General features: G+C 64.2%; 27 protein-coding genes and 1 tRNA gene. 8 read left to right on the top strand and 20 right to left on the bottom strand.

The window, feature by feature from the left end:
• Positions 1-27 precede the first annotated feature (27 nt).
• From HBF25_RS19285 to HBF25_RS19270, 4 genes are all read right to left on the bottom strand, one after another.
• Positions 28-103 (bottom strand) — tRNA-Thr (locus tag HBF25_RS19285).
• 16 nt (positions 104-119) lie between these two features.
• Positions 120-920, bottom strand: coding sequence for an SPOR domain-containing protein (locus HBF25_RS19280; RefSeq protein ID WP_166951524.1), 801 nt, complete (start codon positions 918-920; stop codon positions 120-122).
• Between the two features lie 66 nt (positions 921-986).
• Positions 987-1,745, bottom strand: coding sequence for a type III pantothenate kinase (locus tag HBF25_RS19275; RefSeq protein ID WP_166951522.1), 759 nt, complete (start codon positions 1,743-1,745; stop codon positions 987-989).
• Positions 1,742-2,722 carry a biotin--[acetyl-CoA-carboxylase] ligase gene (locus HBF25_RS19270; protein WP_166951519.1) on the bottom strand — a complete coding sequence of 327 codons (981 nt, stop codon included), beginning with the start codon at positions 2,720-2,722 and terminating at the stop codon, positions 1,742-1,744. Before HBF25_RS19270 ends, HBF25_RS19275 begins: the two co-directional genes overlap by 4 nt.
• Positions 2,723-2,929: 207 nt before the next feature.
• On the opposite strand from HBF25_RS19270, the gene HBF25_RS19265 reads away from it, so the two are divergent.
• Entirely contained in the window at positions 2,930-3,283 is a 354-nt protein-coding gene (locus HBF25_RS19265) for a hypothetical protein (protein WP_166951516.1), read from the top strand.
• 19 nt (positions 3,284-3,302) lie between these two features.
• Positions 3,303-4,070: a M90 family metallopeptidase gene (locus HBF25_RS19260; protein ID WP_341778179.1), complete on the top strand. Its 768-nt coding sequence runs from the start codon at positions 3,303-3,305 to the stop codon at positions 4,068-4,070.
• Positions 4,071-4,288: 218 nt separating this feature from the next.
• Here HBF25_RS19260 and HBF25_RS19255 read toward each other — a convergent pair whose 3' ends face one another.
• The 6 genes from HBF25_RS19255 to HBF25_RS19230 form a co-directional block, all read right to left on the bottom strand.
• Positions 4,289-5,674 carry an ATP-binding protein gene (locus tag HBF25_RS19255; protein WP_166951513.1) on the bottom strand — a complete coding sequence of 462 codons (1,386 nt, stop codon included), beginning with the start codon at positions 5,672-5,674 and terminating at the stop codon, positions 4,289-4,291.
• A gap of 56 nt (positions 5,675-5,730) precedes the next feature.
• The gene (locus HBF25_RS19250; protein ID WP_036115892.1) at positions 5,731-6,423 is read right to left on the bottom strand and encodes a response regulator transcription factor; all 693 of its coding nucleotides are present in this window, start codon (positions 6,421-6,423) and stop codon (positions 5,731-5,733) included.
• Entirely contained in the window at positions 6,423-6,713 is a 291-nt protein-coding gene (locus tag HBF25_RS19245) for a PepSY domain-containing protein (protein ID WP_166951510.1), read from the bottom strand. The genes HBF25_RS19250 and HBF25_RS19245 overlap by 1 nt, the downstream gene beginning before the upstream one ends.
• 77 nt (positions 6,714-6,790) lie before the next feature.
• The gene (dusA, locus tag HBF25_RS19240) at positions 6,791-7,771 is read right to left on the bottom strand and encodes a tRNA dihydrouridine(20/20a) synthase DusA (protein WP_166951508.1); all 981 of its coding nucleotides are present in this window, start codon (positions 7,769-7,771) and stop codon (positions 6,791-6,793) included.
• Positions 7,772-7,839: 68 nt separating this feature from the next.
• Positions 7,840-8,241 (bottom strand): VOC family protein, encoded by a 402-nt coding sequence (locus tag HBF25_RS19235; RefSeq protein ID WP_166951505.1) that lies wholly within the window; start codon positions 8,239-8,241, stop codon positions 7,840-7,842.
• 185 nt (positions 8,242-8,426) lie between these two features.
• Positions 8,427-8,987 carry a hypothetical protein gene (locus HBF25_RS19230; protein WP_166951502.1) on the bottom strand — a complete coding sequence of 187 codons (561 nt, stop codon included), beginning with the start codon at positions 8,985-8,987 and terminating at the stop codon, positions 8,427-8,429.
• Positions 8,988-9,189: 202 nt separating this feature from the next.
• On the opposite strand from HBF25_RS19230, the gene HBF25_RS19225 reads away from it, so the two are divergent.
• Positions 9,190-10,713: a glycosyltransferase family 39 protein gene (locus tag HBF25_RS19225; protein ID WP_166951499.1), complete on the top strand. Its 1,524-nt coding sequence runs from the start codon at positions 9,190-9,192 to the stop codon at positions 10,711-10,713.
• 12 nt (positions 10,714-10,725) lie between these two features.
• Here HBF25_RS19225 and HBF25_RS19220 read toward each other — a convergent pair whose 3' ends face one another.
• Positions 10,726-11,940 carry a dienelactone hydrolase family protein gene (locus HBF25_RS19220; RefSeq protein ID WP_166951497.1) on the bottom strand — a complete coding sequence of 405 codons (1,215 nt, stop codon included), beginning with the start codon at positions 11,938-11,940 and terminating at the stop codon, positions 10,726-10,728.
• 166 nt (positions 11,941-12,106) lie between these two features.
• Between HBF25_RS19220 and HBF25_RS19215 the strand changes: the two genes are divergently transcribed.
• Positions 12,107-12,787 carry a class I SAM-dependent methyltransferase gene (locus tag HBF25_RS19215; RefSeq protein ID WP_243853320.1) on the top strand — a complete coding sequence of 227 codons (681 nt, stop codon included), beginning with the start codon at positions 12,107-12,109 and terminating at the stop codon, positions 12,785-12,787.
• Between the two features lie 74 nt (positions 12,788-12,861).
• Here the strand turns inward: HBF25_RS19215 and HBF25_RS19210 are convergent, their stop codons facing one another.
• Together HBF25_RS19210 and HBF25_RS19205 are read right to left on the bottom strand one after the other, a co-directional pair.
• Entirely contained in the window at positions 12,862-14,103 is a 1,242-nt protein-coding gene (locus HBF25_RS19210) for an alpha/beta hydrolase-fold protein (RefSeq protein WP_279588223.1), read from the bottom strand.
• 82 nt (positions 14,104-14,185) lie between these two features.
• A complete protein-coding gene (locus HBF25_RS19205) occupies positions 14,186-15,082 on the bottom strand; it encodes a LysR family transcriptional regulator ArgP (protein ID WP_166951493.1) in 897 nt (298 codons plus the stop codon).
• A gap of 111 nt (positions 15,083-15,193) precedes the next feature.
• Between HBF25_RS19205 and lysE the strand changes: the two genes are divergently transcribed.
• A complete protein-coding gene (lysE, locus tag HBF25_RS19200) occupies positions 15,194-15,811 on the top strand; it encodes an L-lysine exporter (protein WP_166951490.1) in 618 nt (205 codons plus the stop codon).
• 16 nt (positions 15,812-15,827) lie between these two features.
• Here the strand turns inward: lysE and HBF25_RS19195 are convergent, their stop codons facing one another.
• The 5 genes from HBF25_RS19195 to HBF25_RS19175 form a co-directional block, all read right to left on the bottom strand.
• Positions 15,828-16,193: a VOC family protein gene (locus HBF25_RS19195; protein WP_166951487.1), complete on the bottom strand. Its 366-nt coding sequence runs from the start codon at positions 16,191-16,193 to the stop codon at positions 15,828-15,830.
• Between the two features lie 21 nt (positions 16,194-16,214).
• Complete coding sequence (locus HBF25_RS19190) at positions 16,215-16,646, bottom strand: DUF1801 domain-containing protein (RefSeq protein ID WP_166951484.1); 432 nt, start codon at positions 16,644-16,646, stop codon at positions 16,215-16,217.
• Positions 16,647-16,798: 152 nt separating this feature from the next.
• Positions 16,799-17,011, bottom strand: coding sequence for a helix-turn-helix domain-containing protein (locus tag HBF25_RS19185; protein ID WP_166951482.1), 213 nt, complete (start codon positions 17,009-17,011; stop codon positions 16,799-16,801).
• Positions 17,004-17,417 (bottom strand): DUF2178 domain-containing protein, encoded by a 414-nt coding sequence (locus HBF25_RS19180; RefSeq protein ID WP_166951479.1) that lies wholly within the window; start codon positions 17,415-17,417, stop codon positions 17,004-17,006. The genes HBF25_RS19185 and HBF25_RS19180 overlap by 8 nt, the downstream gene beginning before the upstream one ends.
• Before the next feature lie 71 nt (positions 17,418-17,488).
• Positions 17,489-18,235 (bottom strand): DUF5694 domain-containing protein, encoded by a 747-nt coding sequence (locus HBF25_RS19175; protein WP_166951477.1) that lies wholly within the window; start codon positions 18,233-18,235, stop codon positions 17,489-17,491.
• 277 nt (positions 18,236-18,512) lie between these two features.
• Here HBF25_RS19175 and HBF25_RS19170 point away from each other — a divergent pair, with 277 nt between their 5' ends.
• The 3 genes from HBF25_RS19170 to HBF25_RS19160 all read left to right on the top strand — a co-directional run bounded on the left by HBF25_RS19170 (position 18,513) and on the right by HBF25_RS19160 (position 20,401).
• Positions 18,513-18,902 carry a hypothetical protein gene (locus HBF25_RS19170; protein ID WP_166951474.1) on the top strand — a complete coding sequence of 130 codons (390 nt, stop codon included), beginning with the start codon at positions 18,513-18,515 and terminating at the stop codon, positions 18,900-18,902.
• Between the two features lie 68 nt (positions 18,903-18,970).
• The gene (locus tag HBF25_RS19165; RefSeq protein ID WP_166951471.1) at positions 18,971-19,798 is read left to right on the top strand and encodes a plasmid replication/partition related protein; all 828 of its coding nucleotides are present in this window, start codon (positions 18,971-18,973) and stop codon (positions 19,796-19,798) included.
• A gap of 102 nt (positions 19,799-19,900) precedes the next feature.
• Complete coding sequence (locus HBF25_RS19160) at positions 19,901-20,401, top strand: hypothetical protein (RefSeq protein ID WP_341778172.1); 501 nt, start codon at positions 19,901-19,903, stop codon at positions 20,399-20,401.
• A 2-nt stretch (positions 20,402-20,403) separates the two neighbouring features.
• On the opposite strand, the gene HBF25_RS19155 is transcribed toward HBF25_RS19160, so the two are convergent.
• Both HBF25_RS19155 and HBF25_RS19150 read right to left on the bottom strand, forming a co-directional pair.
• Entirely contained in the window at positions 20,404-21,237 is an 834-nt protein-coding gene (locus HBF25_RS19155) for a methyltransferase domain-containing protein (protein WP_208392685.1), read from the bottom strand.
• Positions 21,234-21,995, bottom strand: a complete 762-nt coding sequence (locus HBF25_RS19150) for an AraC family transcriptional regulator (RefSeq protein ID WP_208392684.1) — start codon at positions 21,993-21,995, stop codon at positions 21,234-21,236. The genes HBF25_RS19155 and HBF25_RS19150 overlap by 4 nt, the downstream gene beginning before the upstream one ends.
• Between the last annotated feature and the right edge of the window lie 6 nt (positions 21,996-22,001).

Here is a 22,001-nt window from a genome sequence, read left to right as displayed (position 1 = left end):
CCATGGTGCTCGCCATGACGGGGGATCTGGTGCCGGCACCCGGATTCGAACTGGGGACCTACCGCTTACAAGGCGGTTGCTCTACCAACTGAGCTATGCCGGCGAAGGCGGGGATTCTATCAGAAGCAGCCGGTGGTTCGCGCCGTCACACCCGGGGTGCGGATGCTACGGCGAATGTCGGGGTTGCCCTCCTCGGGCACCACCACGTCGAGCCACCAGACCGGCGTGGTTTCCGTGCGTTCGCTCATGCGGGCCGGGAAGCCGGCAGCAACCACTTCGTCGCGGCGCTTGCGGGCATTCGCCGGATCATGAAACAGGCCCAGCGCCACGGAATTCTGCATCTCTCCCTGGGCGCTCACCACGAAGTAGTCCTTGATCCCTTTCGCCTCCAGGCGTCGGGCCTGGGCGATGGCCTGCTCGCGATTCGCCTGGGCGGGAAGGTAGACGCGCCAGCCGTGGGATTCGGTGGTCTGCTCCTGGCGCTGGCGGGTACGCACCGTGCGCGAGGCCAGCGCGGCGCGGGCGGCACGCAGGTCGACCTGGCTGTTGAAGGGCCCTACCGCCAGGCACCGATAGCTCCGGCGCGTCGGCGCGGTGGCTACGGACGACTCCGTTGCGGGCGGCGCCGGCGCGGGTTCCGGTTTGACGAGGGGCGGCGCCGGAACTACCGGGGCCTTGGTTTCCGGAGCCTTGGTAACCGCGACCGGCGCGACGGTAGCCGGTTTCGCGGGAGCCGACGTCGATGCAGCAGGCGTCGGCGCAGTAGCCGCTGCGGCCGGCGCTTCGGCCAGCAGCTTGAGCTTCGGCACGCCGTTGTCCGCCGCATCCACCGCATGCGTTCCCGTATCGCCCAGCAGCAACCAGGCCGCGACGGCAATGTTGAGTGCGATCAGCAGGACAAAAAGCAAACGCAGCAGCATGGGGGCCTTCGGTCTCTCGGTTGGGCCTGCTCGCGTTCCCCTGTAAGAACCGGCAGCAGCCGGATTCTAGGGGATATCGCCACCCGTGGAGTGCACATCCGCCCACACGGCAAGACCGCGCAGGACGGCGTCCGGCACGATGCTCACGTCGTGCTCCAGCAGCGGCGCCAGCACGTCGGCGTCGCCTCCGCCCAGCGTTACCGTCGGGGCACCGCCAAGCAGCGGCGCGGAACGATCGACAAAGCGGTCGATGAGTGCGGCCGAGGCCTGCCAGCAACCGGAGGCCAGGCCGTCGGCCGTGTTGTCCGCAAGGTCGCGCACGGCGCCGGGACGTTCGGGGCGCACCTGTGCGGTGGCCCCAAGGATCGACTGCTGCATCAGCACGGGACCCGGCGCAATCCATCCCCCCAGATGACGTCCGTCGGCATCGAGCGCATCGAGGGTGAGCGCCGTGCCTGCGCTGGCAAGCACGCAGGGCGCGCGACCGGCGGCGTAGGCATCCACCATGGCAAGGAAACGATCGACACCGAGGCGATGCGGCTCGGCATAGGCATTGGTGACGCCACAGGCCTGCGCCGGGGTGCGTACCCAGTGCGGCGCTTTGCCGAAGGCCTGTTCGACCGCCGCAGCGACGACGGCCTCGCGCGCTTCCGCGACCACGGAGGCGCCCACGATACGTTCCGGTGAGGGCCAGTCGGACCACAGCGTCGCCAGTTCATGGGCGATATCCGCTTCCCAGCCGAACGCACCACGATGAGTAAATTCTCCATCCTGGAGCAGGGCAAACTTGAGCCGGGTATTGCCAAGGTCGAGCAGCAGGATCATGTGGCACTCCGGCGCACGGACACTTCGGCGCTGTCGACGGTAACCCTGCTGCCGTCCGCACGACGCACGCGCAGGCCACCCCGCTCATCCACGCCTTCGCCGATCGCTTCGTATTCACCACGCGGATCGAGGATACGCAGCGTCTGTTCGTGCAGCAGGTCGCGCTCGGCGTAATCGTTGGCAAAAGCCTTGAAGCCCTGACGCTCGAACAACAGCAGGCCTTCACTGAGCGAGGCGATGACGGCCGCTGCCACGGCGTTGCGATCCGGCGGCTGGCCGCCGGCCATGTCGGCGAGATCGGTCACCGGCTGACCGGCGCGTTCGTGCACGCTGTCCGGCAGGCGGATATTGATGCCCACGCCGATGATCGCGGCGCACGGTCCGGAATACTCGCCCGACAACTCCACGAGGATGCCTGCCAGCTTGGCATTACCAGCCAGCACGTCGTTGGGCCACTTCAGGCCAGCGGTACGGATACCGAGTTCTTCCAGTGCACGCACGACCATCACGCCCACCGCCAGCGACAGGCCCGACAAGGCGGCGAAGCCACTATCGAAGCGCTTGAGCACCGAGAGGTAGAGATTCATGCCAGGCGGCGACAGCCAGGGCCGACCGCGGCGGCCACGCCCGGCCGACTGGGTCTCGGCCAGCACGAAGGACAGGTCATCCAGCACCGGGTTGCGCCGCGCCAGTTCACTGGAGGTGGAATCGATGTCCCAATGCACTTCCAGCATGCCCAGGCTGGTGCGCGCCGCCGGAGGAAGTGCCTCGCGGATGCTGTGGTCATCCAGCAACTGGGTAGGCCACGGAAGGCGGTAGCCACCACCCACCTTGGCCTCGATGGGCACGCCCTTCAGGCGCAGCGCCTCGATCTGTTTCCACACCGCCGCGCGGGTGACCCCGGCCTGCCGGGCCAGGGAGGCGCCGGACACGGCATCGCCGCCGGCAAGGGCTTCTAGGAGGTCGCGTGCAAGCATGCTGGGGCGCCGTGGGGACCGTCAGGCGGCCGTTGTCAGGGGTGTGGGGAACCGGGACATCCGCCGATTCTAGGGCAGTGACGCGAAATCGCCCACCCGCGTCATCACGGCGTCATCCTACTCACCTACGGCACTAGCACCTACGTGAAAATTCTGCGAGGATCGGTCGTCCCCCCTTGCGTCCCCGGGGGAATGCAGGGTTTACCGATGAACGCCAGACCTTACATCTTCGGATGTCTGTGCCTCGTCGGTGCCACCGGCACCGCCGCCGCTTCCGACATCGACCTGACCAATCTGCTCTCGCTGGGCGGTGTCGTAGCGTCGTCGTCTTCGTTCGAAGGCTCGGCACCGAGCGCACCGCAGGCCCCCGGTCGCGATCCTTCGGGCGCGGTGGACAGCGTTCCCGTGCGTCGTTCGTCGGCTACGTCGTCCAGCCGGCCCACCGCCCCTACGGCGCCCCCGACGTCCACCGATATCGAGGACGGCCCGCACGACGGCCCCTCACCGGTGCGCTCCGCGTCACCCAGCTGGCAGTCGCTGCTGCCGGGTTCGATGCTCTGACCGGATACGGCGGTCGTTCGTGGGCCTGATCGATTCCCTGCTGGCGCGTTTCCGTGCGCCTGCGCCCCCCATCGACGATGCCCTCTGGAAGCAGGCCCTGGCCCGCGTGCCACTGGCCCGTGCGCTGGACGAACCCCGCGCGCATTACCTGCGCCGGCTGGCCGGGGAGTTTCTTCACACCAAGCGCTTCCATGCCATGGCCGGAGCCACGCTGGACGACTTCTGGCGGCTGGCCATCGCCATGCAGGCCAGCCTGCCCGCGTTGCCGCGTGGTCCGAAAGCGTTCCACGGTTGGACCAACGTCCTGGTGTACCCGGGCGAATTCAATGTGCGGCGCAGTCACTACGACGCCCGTAGCGGCGTGGTGACCGACAGCGACGACACGCTGATCGGGGAAGCCTGGGATCGCGGCCCGATGGTGCTGTCGCTGGCCGACGTGGCGCTCGACCTCGAAGCCCCGTGGGATGGCTACAACGTGGTCGTGCATGAAATGGCACACAAGCTCGACATGCTGGCGGCACCGGCCAATGGCGTGCCGCCGCTGCCCTCGTCGATCAACCGGCGCGAGTGGATCACGACGATGCAGGCGGCCTACGACACGCTTTCCAAGGCAGTGGACCACGGCCGACAGACCATCATCGATCCCTATGCCGCCGAAGCGCCCGAGGAATTCTTCGCCGTGACCAGCGAGATGCATTTCTCGCAACCGGCCGAGTTGCGCCGGGCCGAACCGAAGGTGGCAAAGCTGCTGACCGATTTCTACGGCCCACCCCCAACTGCCTTGTAGGAGCGCGCCTCGCGCGCGAGCGGCACAGCGCGAAAACCGCCACGGAGGCGACACCTGCGGTCGCGCGCAGGCGCGCTCCTACAGGGCCTGACGCGAACCGAATGCCCCGCCTTGTAGGAGCGCGCCTCGCGCGCGACCGCTACAGCGCGAAAACCGCCACGGAGGCGACACCCACGGTCGCGCGCAGGCGCGCTCCTACACGGCCTGGCGCGAGCTGTTCAGCCCGGCGGAATGGTGACGCGGAAACGCCCGCCGCCGAGTTCTTCGGAGCGGTCCACGTGCAGTTCGCCCTGGTAGGCCTTGATGATGTCCTGCACGATGGACAGGCCGATACCATGGCCCTGCACTCGCTCGTCGCCACGCACGCCACGCTGCAGGATCTTCTCGATCTTCTCGTCGGGAATGCCAGGGCCGTCGTCCTCGACAATCAGCTCAAGCCCGCTGCGTCCCTTGCCCTTGCCGGTGGAACGGGCCGTCAGCAGCACGCGGTGCGAGGCCCATTTGAAGGCGTTTTCCACGAGGTTGCCCATCAGCTCCAGCAGGTCGCCCTGCTCGCCCGGGAAGGCCACCCCATCCTCCAGCTCGAATTCGCATAGTACGTTCTTCGCCGCATAGACCTTCTCCAGGCTCTGCACGAGATCCTCGGCGTGCCCGGCAATCGGTTCCTCAGCCGCGATGATGCGCCGCCCCGATGTCGCTGCCCGCGAAAGCTGGTAAGCGACGATCTCGTCCATCTTGCGCACCTGGTCGAGGATGTCGCCGCGAAGCTGGCGCGCGTCGGCATTGGTTTCCAGCTGCGAGCGGATCACCGCCAGCGGCGTCTTCAGGCTGTGCGCCAGGTCGGCCAGCGTGTCGCGATAACGCGTGCGCTGTTCGCGCTCGCTATCGATGAAGGCATTGAGGCGACGGGTAAGCACCGTCAGCTCCACGGGATACGGGCCGTCCAGATGATCGTGCGAACCGCGCTCGATATGGGCCAGATCGCTGGACACGCGGCGCAGCGGCAACAGACTCCAGCGCAACAGGAACAGCTGGAGCAGCATCAGCATCATGCCGAGCATCGCCAGCCACAGGAACTGGGTACGCCGGTAGGTCGCCACCTGGCGCTCGAACTGGTCTTCCGTCTGCGCCACCGCAAAGGTGAGCGGCACGCTGCGTCGCTCCGTGCTGTCCAGCGACACGCCATAGCTGAAGACATAAAGCTTGCCGCTACGCGTCTCCACCGGCTCGAAGGCCGTCTCGCCCGGTGCCAGCATGCGCACGAAATCGAAGTCGCGCCCCAATGCCGACGACGACTCCCAGCGGAAGCCATCGTTGCCCACGATGATCGCGTAAAGCCCCGAGCCCGGGCGGGAGAAGTCGGGATTGGGCTGGCTGTCGGGCACGGTAACCTTGCCCGCGCGCGTGATGTCCGTACCGGTGATGTATGCGATGGCGTAGTTGTGCAGGCGATCGTGCATCGCCGACAGCTCGGACGCGTAGTTGGCCTTGTTCTGCGCCAGGCCGGTCAGGCCGAGGAACGCCGCCAGGGCAAAACCCGTGGCGAGTGCGGCTCGGGCAGCCAGTGACAGCGGCCGGCGTTTGGTCGGTGAAGCGGTATCCATGCCTGCAGGTTCACCTCGCCGGCGGCACGGCGCAAGGCCGCGCCGCCGGGGACAGGTCAGTCTTCGTCCGCTTCGTTACGCGGGATGGCAAAGCGGTAGCCACGGCCACGCACGGTTTCGATGGGCTTGAGCGCGCTTTCCGGATCGAGCTTGCGACGCAGGCGGCCGATGAAAACCTCCAGCACGTTCGAGTCGCGGTCGAAATCCTGCTGGTAGATGTGCTCGGTGAGGTCGGCCTTGGAGACCAGTTCGCCGGCATGCAGCATCAGGTATTCGAGCACCTTGTACTCGTAGCTGGTGAGGTCCACCTGGCGGCCTTCGACGGTGACCGTCTGTGCCGTGGTGTCGAGCTTGATCGGACCGCAGGCCAGCACCGGCTTGGACCAGCCACTGGCGCGACGGACCAGCGCGTTGATGCGAGCCAGCAGTTCCTCGACGTGGAACGGCTTCACCAGGTAGTCGTCGGCGCCGTGCTTCAGGCCTTCCACCTTGTCCTGCCAGCTGCCACGGGCAGTGAGGATCAGGATCGGGTAGCGCTGGCCGTGCTCGCGCAGGGCCTTTACCAGGTCCATGCCCGACAGCTTGGGCAGGCCCAGGTCGATGATCGCCAGGTCGAACGGGACCTCGCGGCCGAGATACAGGCCTTCTTCGCCATCCTGGGCGGCATCGACGGCGAAACCGTCGCGCTTGAGACGCGCGGCGAGGGTCTCGCGCAGCGGGGCCTCGTCCTCAACGAGCAGGATACGCATCAATGTCTCTCCTTGTTGTCCCCGGTACCGATGTCCAGGGGCTTGGCGGTTTCAGTGCGGACCGGCACCACTTTCACATGTCCGTCGAGGGTGAGCACTTTCACGCGATATTCGGTGATCCGGCCACGCTCGACGAGCCGCGTATCCGCCGACAGCACCTTTCCCCCGGTCTCTTTCTGCACCTTGCTCACCGCCTGCTCCAGGGTCAGCGAAGACTCCTGGGCCAGGGCGGCCAGCGGCGAGGCAAGGCAAAGCGCTGCGAAAAGTAGCGGATGAAACGTGATTTTCATGTCGGTCGTGGACACGGCGTGCATTCGGCAAGTGGGCCGATCATGCCGAGCGCCTACCCGCCCGAAGCTGAACGAAATCAGGCCGCGTGCCGGAAGGGTGCCAGGGCCGACTCGATCAGGGACCAGTCGGCCCCCGGCAGGTGTGCACCCTCGGACAGCAACCGGCGGAAACCGCGGGCTCCCGGCTCGCCCTGGTAAAGGCCCAGGATGTGCCGGGTGATGTGCTTGAGCTGGGTGCCACGGGCCAGTTCGGCATCGATATAGATACGCATGCGTTCCAGGACGTCGGCCCGCTCGGGCAACGGCGTGCCCCAGAGGTCGGCCTCCAGCCGGGCCAGCACGAAGGGATCGTGGTAGGCAGCACGGCCCAGCATCACTCCGTCCACCCGGGCCAGGTGCTCGCGGACGGCTTCCACGGTGGTGATGCCGCCGTTGATCACGATGGTGAGCTGGGGGAACTCGCGCTTGAGCCGGTAGACCCGCTCGTAGTCGAGCGGCGGGATCTCGCGGTTTTCCTTGGGGCTCAGCCCTTCCAGCCAGGCCTTGCGGGCGTGCACGACGAGGATTGTCACCCCGGCGGCCACCATGGTCTCGGTGAAACGCTGGAGGTCGGCGTACTCGTCCTGGTCGTCCACGCCGATGCGGCACTTCACCGTGACCGGCACGTCCACCACGTCGGCCATGGCCCGCACGCAGTCGCCGACCAGGGCCGGCTCGCGCATCAGGCAGGCGCCGAACTTGCCGGATTGCACCCGGTCGGACGGGCAGCCCACGTTGAGATTGATTTCGTCGTAGCCGGCCCGTGCACCCAGAACCGCCGCCTGCGCCAGCTCCACCGGGTCACTGCCGCCCAGCTGCAAGGCCACCGGATGCTCCTCGTGGCTGTGTTCGAGCAGACGCAGCTGGCCGCCGCGTACGAGCGCGGCACTGGTGACCATCTCCGTATAAAGACGGGCATGGGGCGACAACAGCCGGTGGAAATACCGGCAGTGTCGATCGGTCCAATCCATCATGGGGGCGACGGTCAGACGAAATGCTGAGGGATCAAGAGGCTGCATCCCCCCATTTTAGCAACCCCCGTAGGAGCGCGCCTGCGCGCGACCGGCCCCAGAGGACCGCCCCCCTCTCACCCCTCCGGCGAGCCACTCATATGAAGCACGCCCCACCCATGCCCGTCGAGATCGATAAAGCTATGCGAATACATGAAGCCAAGGTCTTCCGGCTCGTCATAGGTGGTTCCACCAGCGGCCAGCGCCTTCGCAACCAGGCTATCTACTTCCTCGCGACTGTCGCACCCGATCGAAAACAGCACCTCAACAGCCTTGCTCGTGTCGCAGATGGCCTTGGGCGTGAAGTCCTTGAACCGTTCGTGCGGGAGCAACATCACTGTGGTCGTGTCGTTGATGACGACGGCCACCGCGGTGTCCCCACTGAATCGCGGATCGATCGCGAAACCCAGTGCAGTGAAAAACGTCCGGGACTTCGCCACATCGACGACCGGTAGATTGATGAACAACTGTCTGCTCACGCCCTTCCCCTCAATATGCGCATGACGGTGCGGATACGACCTGAAGCGGGGGCATGCACCGGTTAGCCTCCGAGGCCGGAGTCTATCGTCGTTCGCCCGGGCAGATGTGATACTGCCCTTGAAAATACGCTACGGTGAAAAAGACGACTCGCCATCTTCCATCCCGTGAGTGCGCGGACCTCACACTACTGCTCGTCCTCCGGTCGCAGTTCCGAGAAACTCCAGTCGAAAGCCTCGATGACACTCTTGGCCATGCTGTCCAGATCCCGGCGGTAGCAATGTTGATGAGGTGAGGGAACGACCGGGACGTCGATGGAGAATCCCAGGTCGATCAATCGGGCCTGATACAACTCAACCGGACCATAGCCGTAAAGCAGATTATGCCTGTCCCAGACCACGGTCGCGTTGTCGTGCGGCGAATGACCCCAGAGGTCGTATCGCGCATCCGCACGAAGGAATGTACCGAATTGATCAATAAATGAGGTCGTCTGCTCCAGCGAAAGCGCTGGACTCTGGTATCGCCCGGGCTGCGCTTCACCACGAGGTGTATGCAGGACATAGAGCAGGAAGTAAGGCGGTGACAAGCAACCAAGCAGGCCTGCGAACAAGGAAGGATCGCCATCCGGCACCCCCGCCACCAGGCGCTTGTTCGTTGCACCGCGATCAGGCACGTGAAAGACCGGCGCAAACGAATGCGCAAGCCATTCACCACCGACAAGACATTCAAGCTTCGTATCTGCTGACACCACTCCCCCCTACCGATTGGATTGACAGCCTCCCCCCGCCAGGACTTGCCTGTCGGAAGTCATATGGACGTTTCTCCACTCACGCCATACTGTAACTGCACGATGACGGTAGCATCGACCTGTCCCTCGGCATGTATCCGAGGCGGGCTTGTCGCCCAGGGGAATGGCGTTAAAGACATACACGACCTACAGGGAAACGTTCATGGCGCCAGGTATGGATTCATCAAAGGATGCAACGCAGAGCCGTCGCAACGACTCCTATGTGATCCTGGCCATCGCCCTGTTCTTCGGACTGGGGCACATGCTCACCAATGGCCAGTATGGATTCCACCGGGATGAATGGCAGTTCCTGAGCGATGCCAAGCATCTGGACTGGGGTTTCGTACCCTACCCGCCCCTGACCGCTGCACTGGAATATCTGGGCCTGAACGCGTTCGGGATTTCACTGGTCGGCCTCAGATCATTTTCGGTCATTGCCCAGACCCTGGTGATTTTCGTCAGCGGCGTGATGGCGCGCGACCTTGGCGGCGGACGACGGGCGCAGGTCTTTACCGCGCTCGCCGTCGCGCTGTCACCCATGCCGATCTTCCAGGCCACCGAGTTTCAGTATTCGTCGTTCGACCTGCTGTGGTGGGTGCTGATCGCGTGGGCCAGCATACGCCTGCTGCGTGACAACGAGCCGCGCTGGTGGCTGGCCATTGGTGTCTTTGCGGGCCTTGGCTTGCAAACGAAGTACTCGATCGCATTCGAGCTGGCGGGCGTCCTCGCAGGCGTTCTCTTCACCGACGCACGGCGCTACATCACGAGCCGCTGGTTCTGGGCGGCCGGCGCCATCGCGCTACTGATCTTCGCACCCAATCTTGTATGGCTGATCCGCCACGATTTTATTTCCTACCATTTTCTGCAAGGCATCCATGAGCGCGATGTCCGGATAGGTCGCGCGGAAGGATTCCTCTGCGACCAGTTCCTGATAAACGTCAACCTGTTCGCCGCCCCAGTCTGGCTCGCGGGATGGATTGCATACGCCAGAAGCCGCCGCTACCGCATGCTTGCCTGGATGTACGTAGTGCCGCTGGCGTTGTTCCTGCTGGCACAGGGGCGCTACTACTACATGGCCGGCGCTTATCCCATGCTGCTTGCCATGGGCGCCGTCGTGGGTGATCGCTGGATTCGCTCGCTGCGCCCCGGATGGCATGTCAGCATCAGTACACTGGCATTCGCGGGCGTCGCCGTGATCGGGGCTTTCGCCATCGTACGCATTGTTCCGCTGGCATCGAGCGGCCCTTTGCGCGACTACGTATTGAACAACAACGATGACTTGCGCGAGGAGATCGGCTGGGAGGAGATCGTCGCGCAGGTCGTTGCCATTCGCGACGCCCTGCCAGCCGAACAGCGGGCGCATCTTGGCATCGTGGTGGGAAACTATGGCGAGTACGGGGCCATCACCCTGCTGGGAGAGAAACACGGCCTCCCACGCCCGATCACTGCGGTCAACTCGGGTTGGCTGCGCGGTTATCCTGATCCTCTGCCTTCCACCTATATCGTGGTCGGGAGTTCATCCGAGCGCGTCGATGAACTTTTCTTCGACTGTCGACTGGCAGGCCACACGTTCAACTCGTGGGGCGTGCGGAACACGGAAAGCATAGACAACCCGGATATTTTCGTGTGTGGGCCAACGCGTGCACCCCTGAGTGAACTGTGGAAACACGGCCCGGAGTTTGGATGATTGCGCCACCGCTTACCTGCCACTGGCAGGTAAGGCGTTGATCGGCTGCGCAGGGCGTCGTCGGATCGACATGAAATGTGATGGCACACCATTCGCCGCGGGTGTTCTCGCCAGGAACGCTCCCGCCTCTGCATCGGCTTTCAACCGGGCATCGAGAAACGCGGCAACGTAACGGGTCACCCACGCGTAGCCTTGATTGGCCTCGTCTCGCCCATAATCGGCGATCTGGTCCTCGGCAAAGCGCTCGGCACTCTTGCGCCGCTGGAACATCGAACTGAATTCCCCATGCGACATGCCGATCATGTTCACCGTGGTGAGATCGCCATGCTTCCACGCGTTAAGTACGTTAGGCCCGGCCAGGTCTTCGGCCGGCCCATCATAGAACGCCTCGAAATCCTCCAGGTAATTGGGGTATTCGGAGGTAAAGAAGATCAAGGGGAGCGTCATCTTTTCCGGGTGAACGTCCCCGGCTTTTTTAACCAGCCCCGGGAAGTAGCGCATACTCCCATCCATCGATACCAACGCACGAATACGTGAGTCGTTTGCGGCAGCGAATACGCTGGATATGCCTCCCCAGCTCCAGCTCAGGACAGCCAGCTTCGATACATCCGCATCAGGAAGCGTCCTGGCATAAGACACCAGAAACGAGATATCACGGGCCTGCGCACGAATGCCGGGCAGATCGTCCGTCATGTCGCGCGTCGCCTCCCCCATCGATGGGCTGGCGATCACGACATAGCCATGACTGGCCAGGTACTCGCACAGGTCGGCGTTCTCCCATGATACTGACGAGTCGCTGGGCGCATAGATCACAACGGGATAGCGGCCGTCCGCCGGCACGGCATCACGAACCGCCCATAAGGCGACGGAAGACATACCTTTAAGCTGTTCACGCCACTTGTTGCCTTTTGCGTCGGGTACATCGAATCGAAGTTCACTATCCGCCAACGCGGCGTAGTCGCCAACCGTCATGGGTGCTCCCGAATGGAGGCGTGCGGGATACCAGATCAAGGTCTGCAACGGCCGATAGCTGCCCTTTGACGGCTTGCCAGCGTTGCTGATCGCAGAAGGAAAGGTACGTGAGCGATCATACTGATCGATGACACGCAGCCCGACAGGTAACGTGCCGGGTTTCTGTAGAAAAACAAAAGTGTCTGCCTGGGCAAATACAGGCATCGCCAGACAAGCCGCCGCTACCGGCAGGCACCAACGAACGAAAAGGTTCATAGATAGTCCACGGGGCGAGGCGACAGCTCAGCCTAGGCTCCCGCCGGGACCGGGACATCTGCTGGAAGTCACCGGGGGCGCAGAGGCCTTCAACAACGACGTGCACTCTCCCGGACACCGCCGTCCCTGCGCTAGCATGGAGGATCACACGCACTGGAGCTTCACCTTGTCCTTCTCCGACCCCAAGGCCGTCGCCCGTTACGCTGAAGGCCCTGTCAGGCAGGTGCCTGGTTTCCTCGGCCTGCAACGGATGACCACGTTGCTGCTGGCCGAAGTGGTACCGCAGGCGGGCCATGTGCTGGTGCTCGGTGCAGGCGGAGGCCTGGAGCTCAAGGCATTTGCCGAGGCGCACGAAGGCTGGCGCTTTACGGGCGTCGATCCCTCCGCGGAGATGCTGAAGCTGGCCAGCGACACGCTGGGCCCTTTCGCATCGCGCGTCGAGCTCCAGGAAGGCTATATCGATACCGCTCCTGCGGGGCCTTTCGATGGCGCCACCTGCCTGCTTACCCTGCACTTCCTCAACGCCGAAGAGCGCCTGCATACGCTGGGCGAAGTGCGTCGTCGCCTGAAGCCGGGGGCGCCCTTCGTGGTTGCGCACCATAGCGTGCCGGGTGACGAGTCGGGCAAACGTCGCTGGCTGGCACGGTATGCGGCGTTTGCATCGGCGTCCGGCGTACCGGAGGCCGATGCGAAGAATGCAGCCACCGCCATCCAGGCCCGTCTGCCGTTGTTGTCCCCCGAAGAAGATGCAGCGCTACTGGAAAAAGCCGGGTTTGAGAACGTCGAACTGTTCTATGCCGGCTTCACCTTCCGTGGCTGGGTCGCCTACGCTCCGGCCACTTTGTAGGAGCACGCCTCGCGCGCGACCGGCGTAGCCGATGAATCCCGGTCGCGCGCGAGGCGCGCTCCTACAAGGGCATGCTAGGGCGTAGTCAGTTTCTTCAGCCACGCCCGGGCGTTATCGCTGCCGGGGTTGAGCTCCAGCGCCTTCTGGTAGTTCTTTATGGCAAGCGCCTTGTTGCCTGTGGAGGCATAGGCCTCGGCGAGGCTGTCATAGGCATTGGCCGACTGCGGATACCAGGTCGTGTTGAGCGAGAAAAGCTTGATCGCCTTGTCAGGCTGTTTCATGTCGTGCAGCGCCATGTAACCCATGACGTTCACTTCCTGCTCCGACGGGAGAAAACGGAAGCCCAGCGTTTCGGAAACCTTGTCGAAATGCCTGCCGATGCTGTCCGGATCATTCAGCCCCTTGGCGAAGGTGAGCTTGTAATCGATAAAGACGAACTTGAGCCCGTTGTACAGCGCCAGCATCGGCACGGAGCCATGCTCTTCGTCGGGGAAGTAATCCAGCTTGAAGCGATCCTTCATGCTGGACGTATCCGACATGAATTGAGCATAGGCATGGATGGCACCCATATGGGCTGCCGCAATACCTTCAAACGGTCCCTTGATGGCTGCCGTATTGGCAAGCGCGATGTAAAGCCGTTGATGTCCCTCGGCCGGAGGTGCTCCCTTCGCCTTGCTGAGCATGACTTCGCTATCCCACCACAACGACGGATCGATGGCGATATAGCCCTGGAAAGCCGATGGCCGGCTCTGGAAGGCATTCACCGTAGCCAGGCCTGCGAACGAATGTCCTGCGAGGACGCGATAGGGCTGCGTCCGGTAGTCGCGGTCGATGGTCGTCGCAAGCTCCGTTTCCAGGAATGACAGAAAGGCAGTACCACCTCCACTTTCACTCAGGTCGCCGATGCCCCCCGTATGGCTGAGGCTATGCGTGGGGCTCATGTCGCGCGTGCGCTTGGTGTTGGCGACACCCACGACGATCATTTCAGGTATGGCGTAATTGCCGTTGGCCCCGCCTCCCATGAAGTCGGTGGTGGTGGCAGCCATGGCAAAAAAGGTCTCGCCATCCAGCACGTAGAGCACCGGATAATGCTTCTGCTGGTTTCCCGGGTATCCGTAGGATGCCGGCAGATGCACACAGTAACTCCTGGTCTCGTGCAGCACCTGCGATTCGATCGGCTTGCATTGGCCTACGTTGACCGGAACCGGATCGGGCGATGCCCACGCCCCTGTGCACGCAACAGCGGCGACCACCGTTGCGAGCGCATGAACCCACGAACCTTTACGCCTGCTCCCCTTGATCCCTTTGCCAGACATCTCATTCCCCATAAGAAGGCAAGCGCGGAATATACAAGTCCGGGGTCACCGGCAAACATGCCGGAAGGGCTATCACGGTTCGTCAGGTATGCAGCGCACTGCGCGCCGCCTTCCTCAGGGCATCGCCCAGCAGTTGCAGGGTGCCGGAGCGCACCGCGACGTAATGCCAGTAAAGAGGCACGTCGAACCAGCGATCCGGGTCTACCATCACTACGCGCTTGTCCCGCAGCGCGGACTCCACGAGCACATCGGCGGCAAGACACCAGCCCAGCCCCAGGGCGGCTGCATCGACAAAACCCGTGGACGTGGGCAGGTAATGGATGGGCGGTTCCAGCCGGGCGCGCGTGATCCTGCGGACGAAGCGCCATTGCAGTTCGTCCTTGCGACTAAAGACCAGCATGGGCGCCCGGCCGAACGCCGTGGCGCTCAGGCCGTCGGGGAAATAGCGCTCCACGAACGACGGGGACGCGATGGCGTGGTAACGCATGCTGCCCAACGGCATCACGTTACAGCCCTGTAACGGCGTGCGCTCCGCCGAGATGGCCCCCAGCACGGTGCCCCGGCGCAGGTGTTCCAGCGTGTAGTCCTGGTCATCCACCCGCACGTCAAAAAGAAAGCCGTGGCTATCGTGCAGCTCCGCCACGGCGGGAAGAAACCAGGTATGCAGCGAATCGTCGTTGACGGCCAGCGTGAGCGGGCGCACATGGGCAGCCTTCGCCTCCTCGGGAAGAAAGTCGGCGATGGCCTCGGCTTCCAGGGTCTGCATCGGTCTTACGCGGCGCAGCAGGCGCTCGCCTGCGGAGGTGGGCCGGCAGGGAGACTGGCGCACCACGAGTACCTGACCCAATCGGTCTTCCAGTGCCTTCAGGCGTTGGGAGATGGCCGAGGGGGTAACGGAAAGGCTGCGGGCAGCGGCGTCGAAGCTGCCCTCTTCAAGCACGGCGGCAAAGGCGGCTAGCTGGGGATGCAGGAGATCCATGGGAGCCTCTCTGACGTTAATTAGATTTTCTTAATATGCATCAGGATATTTAGTTTGGCTAATTATCTGCAAACCCGCACCATGGGCCGTCCGCAGTAAAGGTTTCCCGTCATGTATTTCGCCGCTGCCGCCGCTGGCTTTGCCGCCAGCGCGGGCCTCATCATTGCCATCGGCGCCCAGAACGCCTTCATCCTCCGCCAGGGCATCAAGCGCCAGCACATCGGGCTGGTGGTGGTGCTGTGCGCCCTGAGCGACATCGCCCTCATCATCCTTGGCATTGCCGGCATCGGCGCGCTGGTCCAGCAGTATCCGGTCGCCTTGCAGGTCTTCCGTTTCGGCGGTGCCGCCTTTCTTGCCGTCTACGGACTCATGGCCGCCAGGCGCGCCTTGCAGGGCACGAGTGCGCTCACCGCCACCACGGGTGGCCAGCAAAGCTGGAAGCGGGTAGCCCTCACCTGCCTGGCCTTCACCTTCCTCAACCCGCACGTGTACCTGGACACCATGGTTTTGCTGGGCAGCATCTCGACCCGCTACCAGCACGAACTGCGCTGGGTGTTCGCGGCTGGCGCCTGCTCGGCCAGCGTCGTCTGGTTCATCACGCTGGGCTACGGCGCACGCATGATGCAGCCGGTGTTCCGCAATCCACGGGCGTGGCGCGTGCTGGACGGATCCATCGCCGTATTCATGCTGACGTTGTGCACGATGCTGCTCTTGAACCCTCTCGGCTAAGCCATAAGGGCAGGTGTCAGCCGATGTTCTGGCCGATGCGCCAGAGAACGCCAGACGGATCCGTGATCACGAAGTCGCGGATCCGCCAGGGCCGGTCCTCCGGTGCGGCGGCGCGCACACCGTAGCGCTGCACCATGCCGGTGGACTCCACGTGATGCCACCAGGCATCCACGTCAGCCACCATCAGGTGCATCATGAAATGCTCGGCGAGCGTCTTTTCATAGAAGTCCTGAAGAAGAAACGCGCATTCACCCGCTTTGAGGTAAGCCACACCGTTGGATGACGATGCCAGCGTGAATCCGAGATCGGTGTAGAAGCGCTTCGACAGCTCGAAGTCCTGCGCCGGAACGAAAGCCTTGATTTCGATGGTTTCCAGCGTCATGTCGACTCTTCGCTCGTGTTATCAGGTTGAGGGTAGCGACCCGCCCCGGCTGCGCCCGGAGGGTTTCCGGGCATTCAACGCCGCGGCGTCCTGGATAAGCGCCTTGAATGCCCGTGCATCGATCGTTTCGTGCTCAGCGATGTCGATCGCGCGCCTCACGTTGCCATCGAGGCTTGCATTGAACAAGCGCGAGGGATCCTTTAAGGCAGCTCCCTTTGCAAACGTGAACTTTACCTTGTCCTTGTAGGTTTCCCCGGTACAGAGGATGCCTCCGTGCGACCATACCGGCGTTCCCCGCCATTTCCATTCCTCGACCACGTTGGGGATGACATCGTGAATGAGCCTGCGGATCATAGCCAACGTATGACCACGCCAATCACCCAGCTCGGCGATACGCTGGTCGATCAATGACGATGCATCCACCTGGAGAGTTTCGTTACCGGGCTTGGTCATGCAAACACCATCCTTCGTATGCCGTCATGCTACTGGAGAACGCCTGACGGAATGAGGTGAAGCGGGATCACTACAGCCGACGACACGCGATGACCGAGGCACCGGGATCTCAGCATAGGCGCGGCGCGATAGCCACCGGGCAACGAGCCGGCTCAGCGCTCCCAGTGAAACACCTCTTCCAGCGCCTTGCCGAAGACTTCCGCAATGCGAAACGCACACTCCAGCGTGGGCGAGTACTTGCCGGCTTCGATGGCGGCTATGGTCTGCCGGGTGACGCCCACCCGTTGCCCCAGGTCGGCCTGGGTCATTTCCCCCGCGAGGAAACGCAGGGTGCGGATGTCGTTGGTGAGCCGACGATCAGACACGCCAGCCCCTGCGGTAGCCGACGATGATCAATCCGTGGTGGACGATCTCGGCGAGGACAATCGCACACAGGGCTGCATGCACGATCTTCCAGCCGCCAGCACCAAACGGCATCACGCAGCCGACCAGGATCATGCCGGCCATCAACACGTTGTAGGCCATCGCGGCCGAGCGTCGCTCGATGATCAGATCGCGTTCATCGAGCGGATCGGCGCGACGACGGCCGGCCAGCCAGGTGCCGAGCGCGACCAGGCCCAGGATCGACAGGGCCACCGCCAGCGTGCCGATACGCACGCCCGGTGAGGGCTCGCCGCCCTGCGTCTGGATGGCAACGACGCCGGCGTAAGCACCAAGTACCGCCACGAGCGCGCCCACCCAGACCCAGGCAAATCGTTCTTTCGTCAGCATGACCCCATCCCCCACGGTTGGTGATGGAGTCATGTTAATCAAACATCACATGATGTCAAATATTTTTTACATCATGTCCTTGGGAGGTAATCGTTGGCCTCCACCAGGCGGAATCCCGGCGTCTCGGTGACGCATTGCCTCAGCAGGAACGCGTGCCCTGCCCCGTAAATCACCACGATGCGGTCGCCCGGCTTTGCCAGCTGGATCAGGTTGGCGCAGATGGTGAGGTTGCGACGATACCAACCGGTAAGCACGTCCACGCCGGGCTGGCCGTCCTTGCCACCGATGCGCAGGTAGTCGCGGTAATGCCCCTGATCCGCGGCGATCCTCGCCGGATCGTTGAGCAGGCGGAGTATTCCCGCTACGCCATGTTCCTTAAGCGCCGCCTGCTCCTCGTCGAGTGTGCGCATGATCTTTTTGCCCGCCTCCGTCAGCAACCCGGCCTGGCCGTGCGCTTCTGCATAGGCCTTCAGTTCGGGATACGGGAAATCGCCATCGACGTCGACGCCGTACACGCCCTTCGCCCCGACAAGCCGGCCCAGTCGAAAGCCCAGCTGCACGCGCTCGCTGGCCGTCGGCGCCAGTGTGCCGTCGAGGTAACGCGGATACTGCCGTTCGACATCATCCGCCGACCACTCCACTGCCACCCGGTTGGGCCTGAAGCGCGCAAGCGTCTTCGTCACGGCTTCGATCTCGGCCTGCCGCTTCGGCGCCAGCATGTCGTCCACCTTGAGGTTGTAGATATCCCGCCCGGGATTGGCCATGTGGAACGTGCCCACGATCATCACATCCACCGGCGCAGGCGGGGTCTCCGCCATGACGCTTACCGAAGCCACCGCAAGCGCGCACCCTGCTGCCCAGCGCACGCACGCCGTCCATCCACGCAACTTCACCATCCGTCTGTCCCCTGGTCGTTGGAAGTCGAGAAGGGATGCCTCTGGAGGCCAGGAGGTTTAGGACATGGCCCCGCCATGTGCCAGAAGGCATGGGTGTCCGCGACCGCGCGATGAACACGATTTCGCGATCACCCTTGCGCGCGCAAGCAATCTGCACGAAGCTCGCGCCACCTCGAATTCCCCGTCCGGCGATACGCACATGAACAAGCGACCCTGGCTCATCCATGTGCTCTGGTTCCTCGGCGTGCTCGTCAGTGGCGGGCTGGGCTATTACCTCGGCGGACAGACCGTCGGCTCCGTGCTCGGCCGGCTCTATATGCAGAACCGGCGCAGCTTCCAGTTCGCGGATATCGCCATGACGGTGACGGCGCTGGAGAAAGCCGACCCGGCGTTCTCACGCCGCCGCGATATCGACCGGCTGCGTTTTTCCCTGCTGAACCTTGCCTACCAGGACGGCGAATGGAAATGCACCGAGAACGACCGGCGCATCCTGGTCCGGGCGAAGACCTGGCTGGAGGCCAACCCCGACCAGCAGCTGTCGCCGGACAGCCCCGTACTGGACGGTCTGAGGATCTGCGACGCGCATTGAGTATTCCTGCACGAACCGGCCGCAGCCACTAGAATGCGGCCCCCGCAGGTCACAGGTCGCACCGCCCCATGCACATCGTCGTCAACGAAGAACTCAAGGCCTACATCGACCCGCTGACCCCGGACGAATACGAATCCCTGGAGCGCAGCCTGCTCACGGAAGGCTGCCGCGACGCGCTGGTGCTGTGGGGCGACACCCTGGTGGACGGGCACAACCGCTACGGCATCTGCCGCAAGCACGACATCCCGTTCCGCACCGTGCAGAACGAGCGCTTCCAGTCCGTCGACGACGTGCACCTGTGGATGATCGAACAGCACCTTGGCCGGCGCAGCGTCTCCGACTTCCAGCGCGGCGTACTCGCCTTGCGCAAGCGCGAGATCCTGGCCGAGCGACGTGCCGCCACGGCCGAAGCGGAAGGCCACAAGGACGAACACGACCTGCCGTTCGACCCCACCGGCTCGGAGCCGGCGAAACCGAAGCCCCCGCGCGTCAACCCTGCAGACAGCCGCAGGGAAATCGCCCGCGAGGCACGCATCAGCGCCAACCAGGTCGGCATGATCGAAAAGATCCGCAAGGAAGCCGCGCCGGAAGTGGTGGCCGCCGTAAAGTCGGGCAACCTCTCGATCAGCGCCGCAGCCGCCGTGGCCACCCTCCCCGAGGACGAACAGCGTGCTGCCGCCACGGCGGGCGACAGCGAGCTGAAACAGGCGGCGAAGCGTGTACGCGAATCCAGGCGCAAGCCGCGTGAGAAGCCCAGCGACGACGTCCTGGCCCTGCGCGAGCAGATCGAAGAGCTGGAAGCCGAAAACCGCAACCTGAAGCGCGAGATCGAAACACTGAAGGCCCGCCTGGGCGAAAGCGTGCCGGAAGACGACGTGGAGATGCTGGCGGAGTAAGGTGTACCGGTGGCCGGGAACTTGGGCCGCCCTCCGGCGATCCAAGGCCGGTACACCGGACGCGCCCTCGAGCGTTCGAAGGCCTATCCGCGGAGCATGTCCATGAAACCGATCCTCGTCCTCGCCCTGTTCGTCGCCACCTCTGCCAGCGCCTGGGCCCAGGACGCCGCCAAACCCCTGAACCTCAAGCTTCCTCCGGACTACGTGCCGGCCTCATCCTCGTCCGCTTCCGCGCCGGCACAGACGGGCCAGTCCGGAACGGCCGCCGCCAATGGCGTGAAACCGGGTGAGAACGTGGCCGTCACGCCGTCGCGTCCCAAGGACCCGCCGGGCACCTATTACGGCGATACCACGGGTCGGCTGGCCAACGTTGCGGAAGCCAACGAAGGCCCGCGCTGCGACGATGCCACCTACAACCAACCGCAGATGCATGGCAGCGTCAGCACCGGCGTGGTCAGTGGCAGCCGTGGCATGAGCGGCAACTACCAGAGCGGTGCCGTGAACGTCACCCAGGCCTTCGGAAGCTGCGACCACCCCACCGGCAGCGTCAGCATCTCGGTCGGCGCGGGCACCGGGCACTTCAACGGCGGTCGTATCCGCTGAGGTCAATCCGCACGGCTGCGGAACACCACGATACGGTCCGGCGCGGTTTCCCCGTCGGGCTGTAACCATGCAAGCCGGGCAAACGTGCGCGTGCAGGGCCCCAGGGTGACGATGCGCAACGGTCGCACTGCTGCCGCCCGTTCCAGCGAAGCCACCACCTCTGCCAGCACGCGACCGATGAACGGCGTGAACAGGTAGACGACATCCACGCCATCGAAACCTATCTCGCGCGCATCGGCGGCCATGAAGCGCACATCGCCCAGTTCCAGCGCGCTTGCCGCCCGGACAGCGGATGCGACATAAGCCGGCTCGCGCTCCACGCCCAGCGTGCGCGCACCGCTCAGGATGTTCACCAGCATGGCGACGTGGCCCAGTCCCGATCCCAGGTCGAGCACCGTATCCGCCGCGCCGATGCCCGCGCGTTGGACACAATCGACAATGTGCCGGGCCGGCGTCGGCTGGTAGAACACCATGTCCGGCGGCGGGACCGGATCGTCCGAAACGGGTTCGTCAAGCGCCAGCACACCACCCAGGAGGCTATCCAGCGCGTCATAGTGCTGGCCGCGCGGTGACTGCCCATCCAGCCATGGGGCAAGCGCGGCACGCCCTTCGCCTCGTCGTATCGCTTGGCGCAACGATGCGAACAGCTGCTCGTCACAGGCCGCCATGTCATCCAGAAGCCGTTGTCCGCGCGCCTTCTCGTCCGGTGCGGCGTCGCCTGCAAGATACAGATCGAGCCGATCCGCCAGTTCGGCGCGATGCGCGAAGGCCTCCGGCTGTCGCCATTGCGCCGCTGCGTCGATCTGGTCCATCCGTGCGCGAAGGGAATCGATCATACGAGCGAACGCGCGTAGACCGATGGCGCGATGCCCAGATGCCGACGGAAAGCGGCAGCGAAAGCGCTCAGGCTGTCATAGCCCGCATCCACCGCCACGGCGGATACGGGCGCACCAGCGGCGAGACGTTCCTGCGCCCAGCGTAACCGCGCCCGCTGGCGCCAACTGGAAAAATCCATGCCGGTTTCCGCCAGGAAGTGGCGTACGAACGTGCGCGCGGACATGGTGGCCAGAGCGGCCCAGGCATCCTGCCCCCGTCGATCGGCAGGCGTCGCGATGAGGGCGTCGCACACACGACGCAGGCGTGCATCGGCGGGCATGGGCAGCGCCAGCGACGAACGCGGTAGTTCTATCCATTCGTCCCAGCAGGTGGCCGCGAGGCGTTCACGTTGCGGGCTCCATGCACCGTCACCCCGCCACTGGGCCACACGCTCCAGCAGAGCGAGGAACAGGGGCGATACGCCTGCCAGGAAAACCTCCGCGGGAAGATCGCGCCCGGCTCCCGGCAACACGTACATGCTGAATCCCGTCAACGCCCCGTGCGAGCTTGCGGCATGCGGAACGCCAGGCGGCAGCCAGATGGCCTGCCCGGGCCCGATAAGCCAGCGGGCGGTGTGCGTCACGACACTGAGCAACCCACGCGTGGTGCCGAACACCTGCCCATGCGGATGATCGTGCATCACCGTATCGCGAATCTGCGGCGCGACGCTCCACCACCCGCTCAACCAGTGCGCGCTGGCGACCGGAGGCAGGGACATGAGGGG

It is taken from the genome of Luteibacter anthropi (genome assembly GCF_011759365.1).
GTDB classification, from domain to species: Bacteria; Pseudomonadota; Gammaproteobacteria; order Xanthomonadales; family Rhodanobacteraceae; genus Luteibacter; species Luteibacter anthropi.
The sequence above is the reverse complement of the archived record's forward strand: the minus strand, read 5'-3'. Positions and strand labels throughout refer to the sequence as shown.

Coding starts and splice junctions, on each gene's coding strand:
- lysE (WP_166951490.1), top strand. CDS start 15,194: ATGTATTTCGCCGCTGCCGCCGCTGGCTTTGCCGCCAGCGCGGGCCTC.
- dusA (WP_166951508.1), bottom strand. CDS start 7,771: ATGCAGCCTCTTGATCCCTCAGCATTTCGTCTGACCGTCGCCCCCATG.
- HBF25_RS19170 (WP_166951474.1), top strand. CDS start 18,513: ATGAACAAGCGACCCTGGCTCATCCATGTGCTCTGGTTCCTCGGCGTG.
- HBF25_RS19265 (WP_166951516.1), top strand. CDS start 2,930: ATGAACGCCAGACCTTACATCTTCGGATGTCTGTGCCTCGTCGGTGCC.
- HBF25_RS19270 (WP_166951519.1), bottom strand. CDS start 2,722: ATGCTTGCACGCGACCTCCTAGAAGCCCTTGCCGGCGGCGATGCCGTG.
- HBF25_RS19155 (WP_208392685.1), bottom strand. CDS start 21,237: ATGATCGATTCCCTTCGCGCACGGATGGACCAGATCGACGCAGCGGCG.
- HBF25_RS19225 (WP_166951499.1), top strand. CDS start 9,190: ATGGCGCCAGGTATGGATTCATCAAAGGATGCAACGCAGAGCCGTCGC.
- HBF25_RS19245 (WP_166951510.1), bottom strand. CDS start 6,713: ATGAAAATCACGTTTCATCCGCTACTTTTCGCAGCGCTTTGCCTTGCC.
- HBF25_RS19280 (WP_166951524.1), bottom strand. CDS start 920: ATGCTGCTGCGTTTGCTTTTTGTCCTGCTGATCGCACTCAACATTGCC.
- HBF25_RS19175 (WP_166951477.1), bottom strand. CDS start 18,235: ATGGCGGAGACCCCGCCTGCGCCGGTGGATGTGATGATCGTGGGCACG.
- HBF25_RS19165 (WP_166951471.1), top strand. CDS start 18,971: ATGCACATCGTCGTCAACGAAGAACTCAAGGCCTACATCGACCCGCTG.
- HBF25_RS19180 (WP_166951479.1), bottom strand. CDS start 17,417: ATGCTGACGAAAGAACGATTTGCCTGGGTCTGGGTGGGCGCGCTCGTG.
- HBF25_RS19275 (WP_166951522.1), bottom strand. CDS start 1,745: ATGATCCTGCTGCTCGACCTTGGCAATACCCGGCTCAAGTTTGCCCTG.
- HBF25_RS19190 (WP_166951484.1), bottom strand. CDS start 16,646: ATGACCAAGCCCGGTAACGAAACTCTCCAGGTGGATGCATCGTCATTG.
- HBF25_RS19160 (WP_341778172.1), top strand. CDS start 19,901: ATGAAACCGATCCTCGTCCTCGCCCTGTTCGTCGCCACCTCTGCCAGC.
- HBF25_RS19250 (WP_036115892.1), bottom strand. CDS start 6,423: ATGCGTATCCTGCTCGTTGAGGACGAGGCCCCGCTGCGCGAGACCCTC.
- HBF25_RS19220 (WP_166951497.1), bottom strand. CDS start 11,940: ATGAACCTTTTCGTTCGTTGGTGCCTGCCGGTAGCGGCGGCTTGTCTG.
- HBF25_RS19195 (WP_166951487.1), bottom strand. CDS start 16,193: ATGACGCTGGAAACCATCGAAATCAAGGCTTTCGTTCCGGCGCAGGAC.
- HBF25_RS19210 (WP_279588223.1), bottom strand. CDS start 14,103: ATGTCTGGCAAAGGGATCAAGGGGAGCAGGCGTAAAGGTTCGTGGGTT.
- HBF25_RS19150 (WP_208392684.1), bottom strand. CDS start 21,995: ATGTCCCTGCCTCCGGTCGCCAGCGCGCACTGGTTGAGCGGGTGGTGG.
- HBF25_RS19255 (WP_166951513.1), bottom strand. CDS start 5,674: ATGGATACCGCTTCACCGACCAAACGCCGGCCGCTGTCACTGGCTGCC.
- HBF25_RS19205 (WP_166951493.1), bottom strand. CDS start 15,082: ATGGATCTCCTGCATCCCCAGCTAGCCGCCTTTGCCGCCGTGCTTGAA.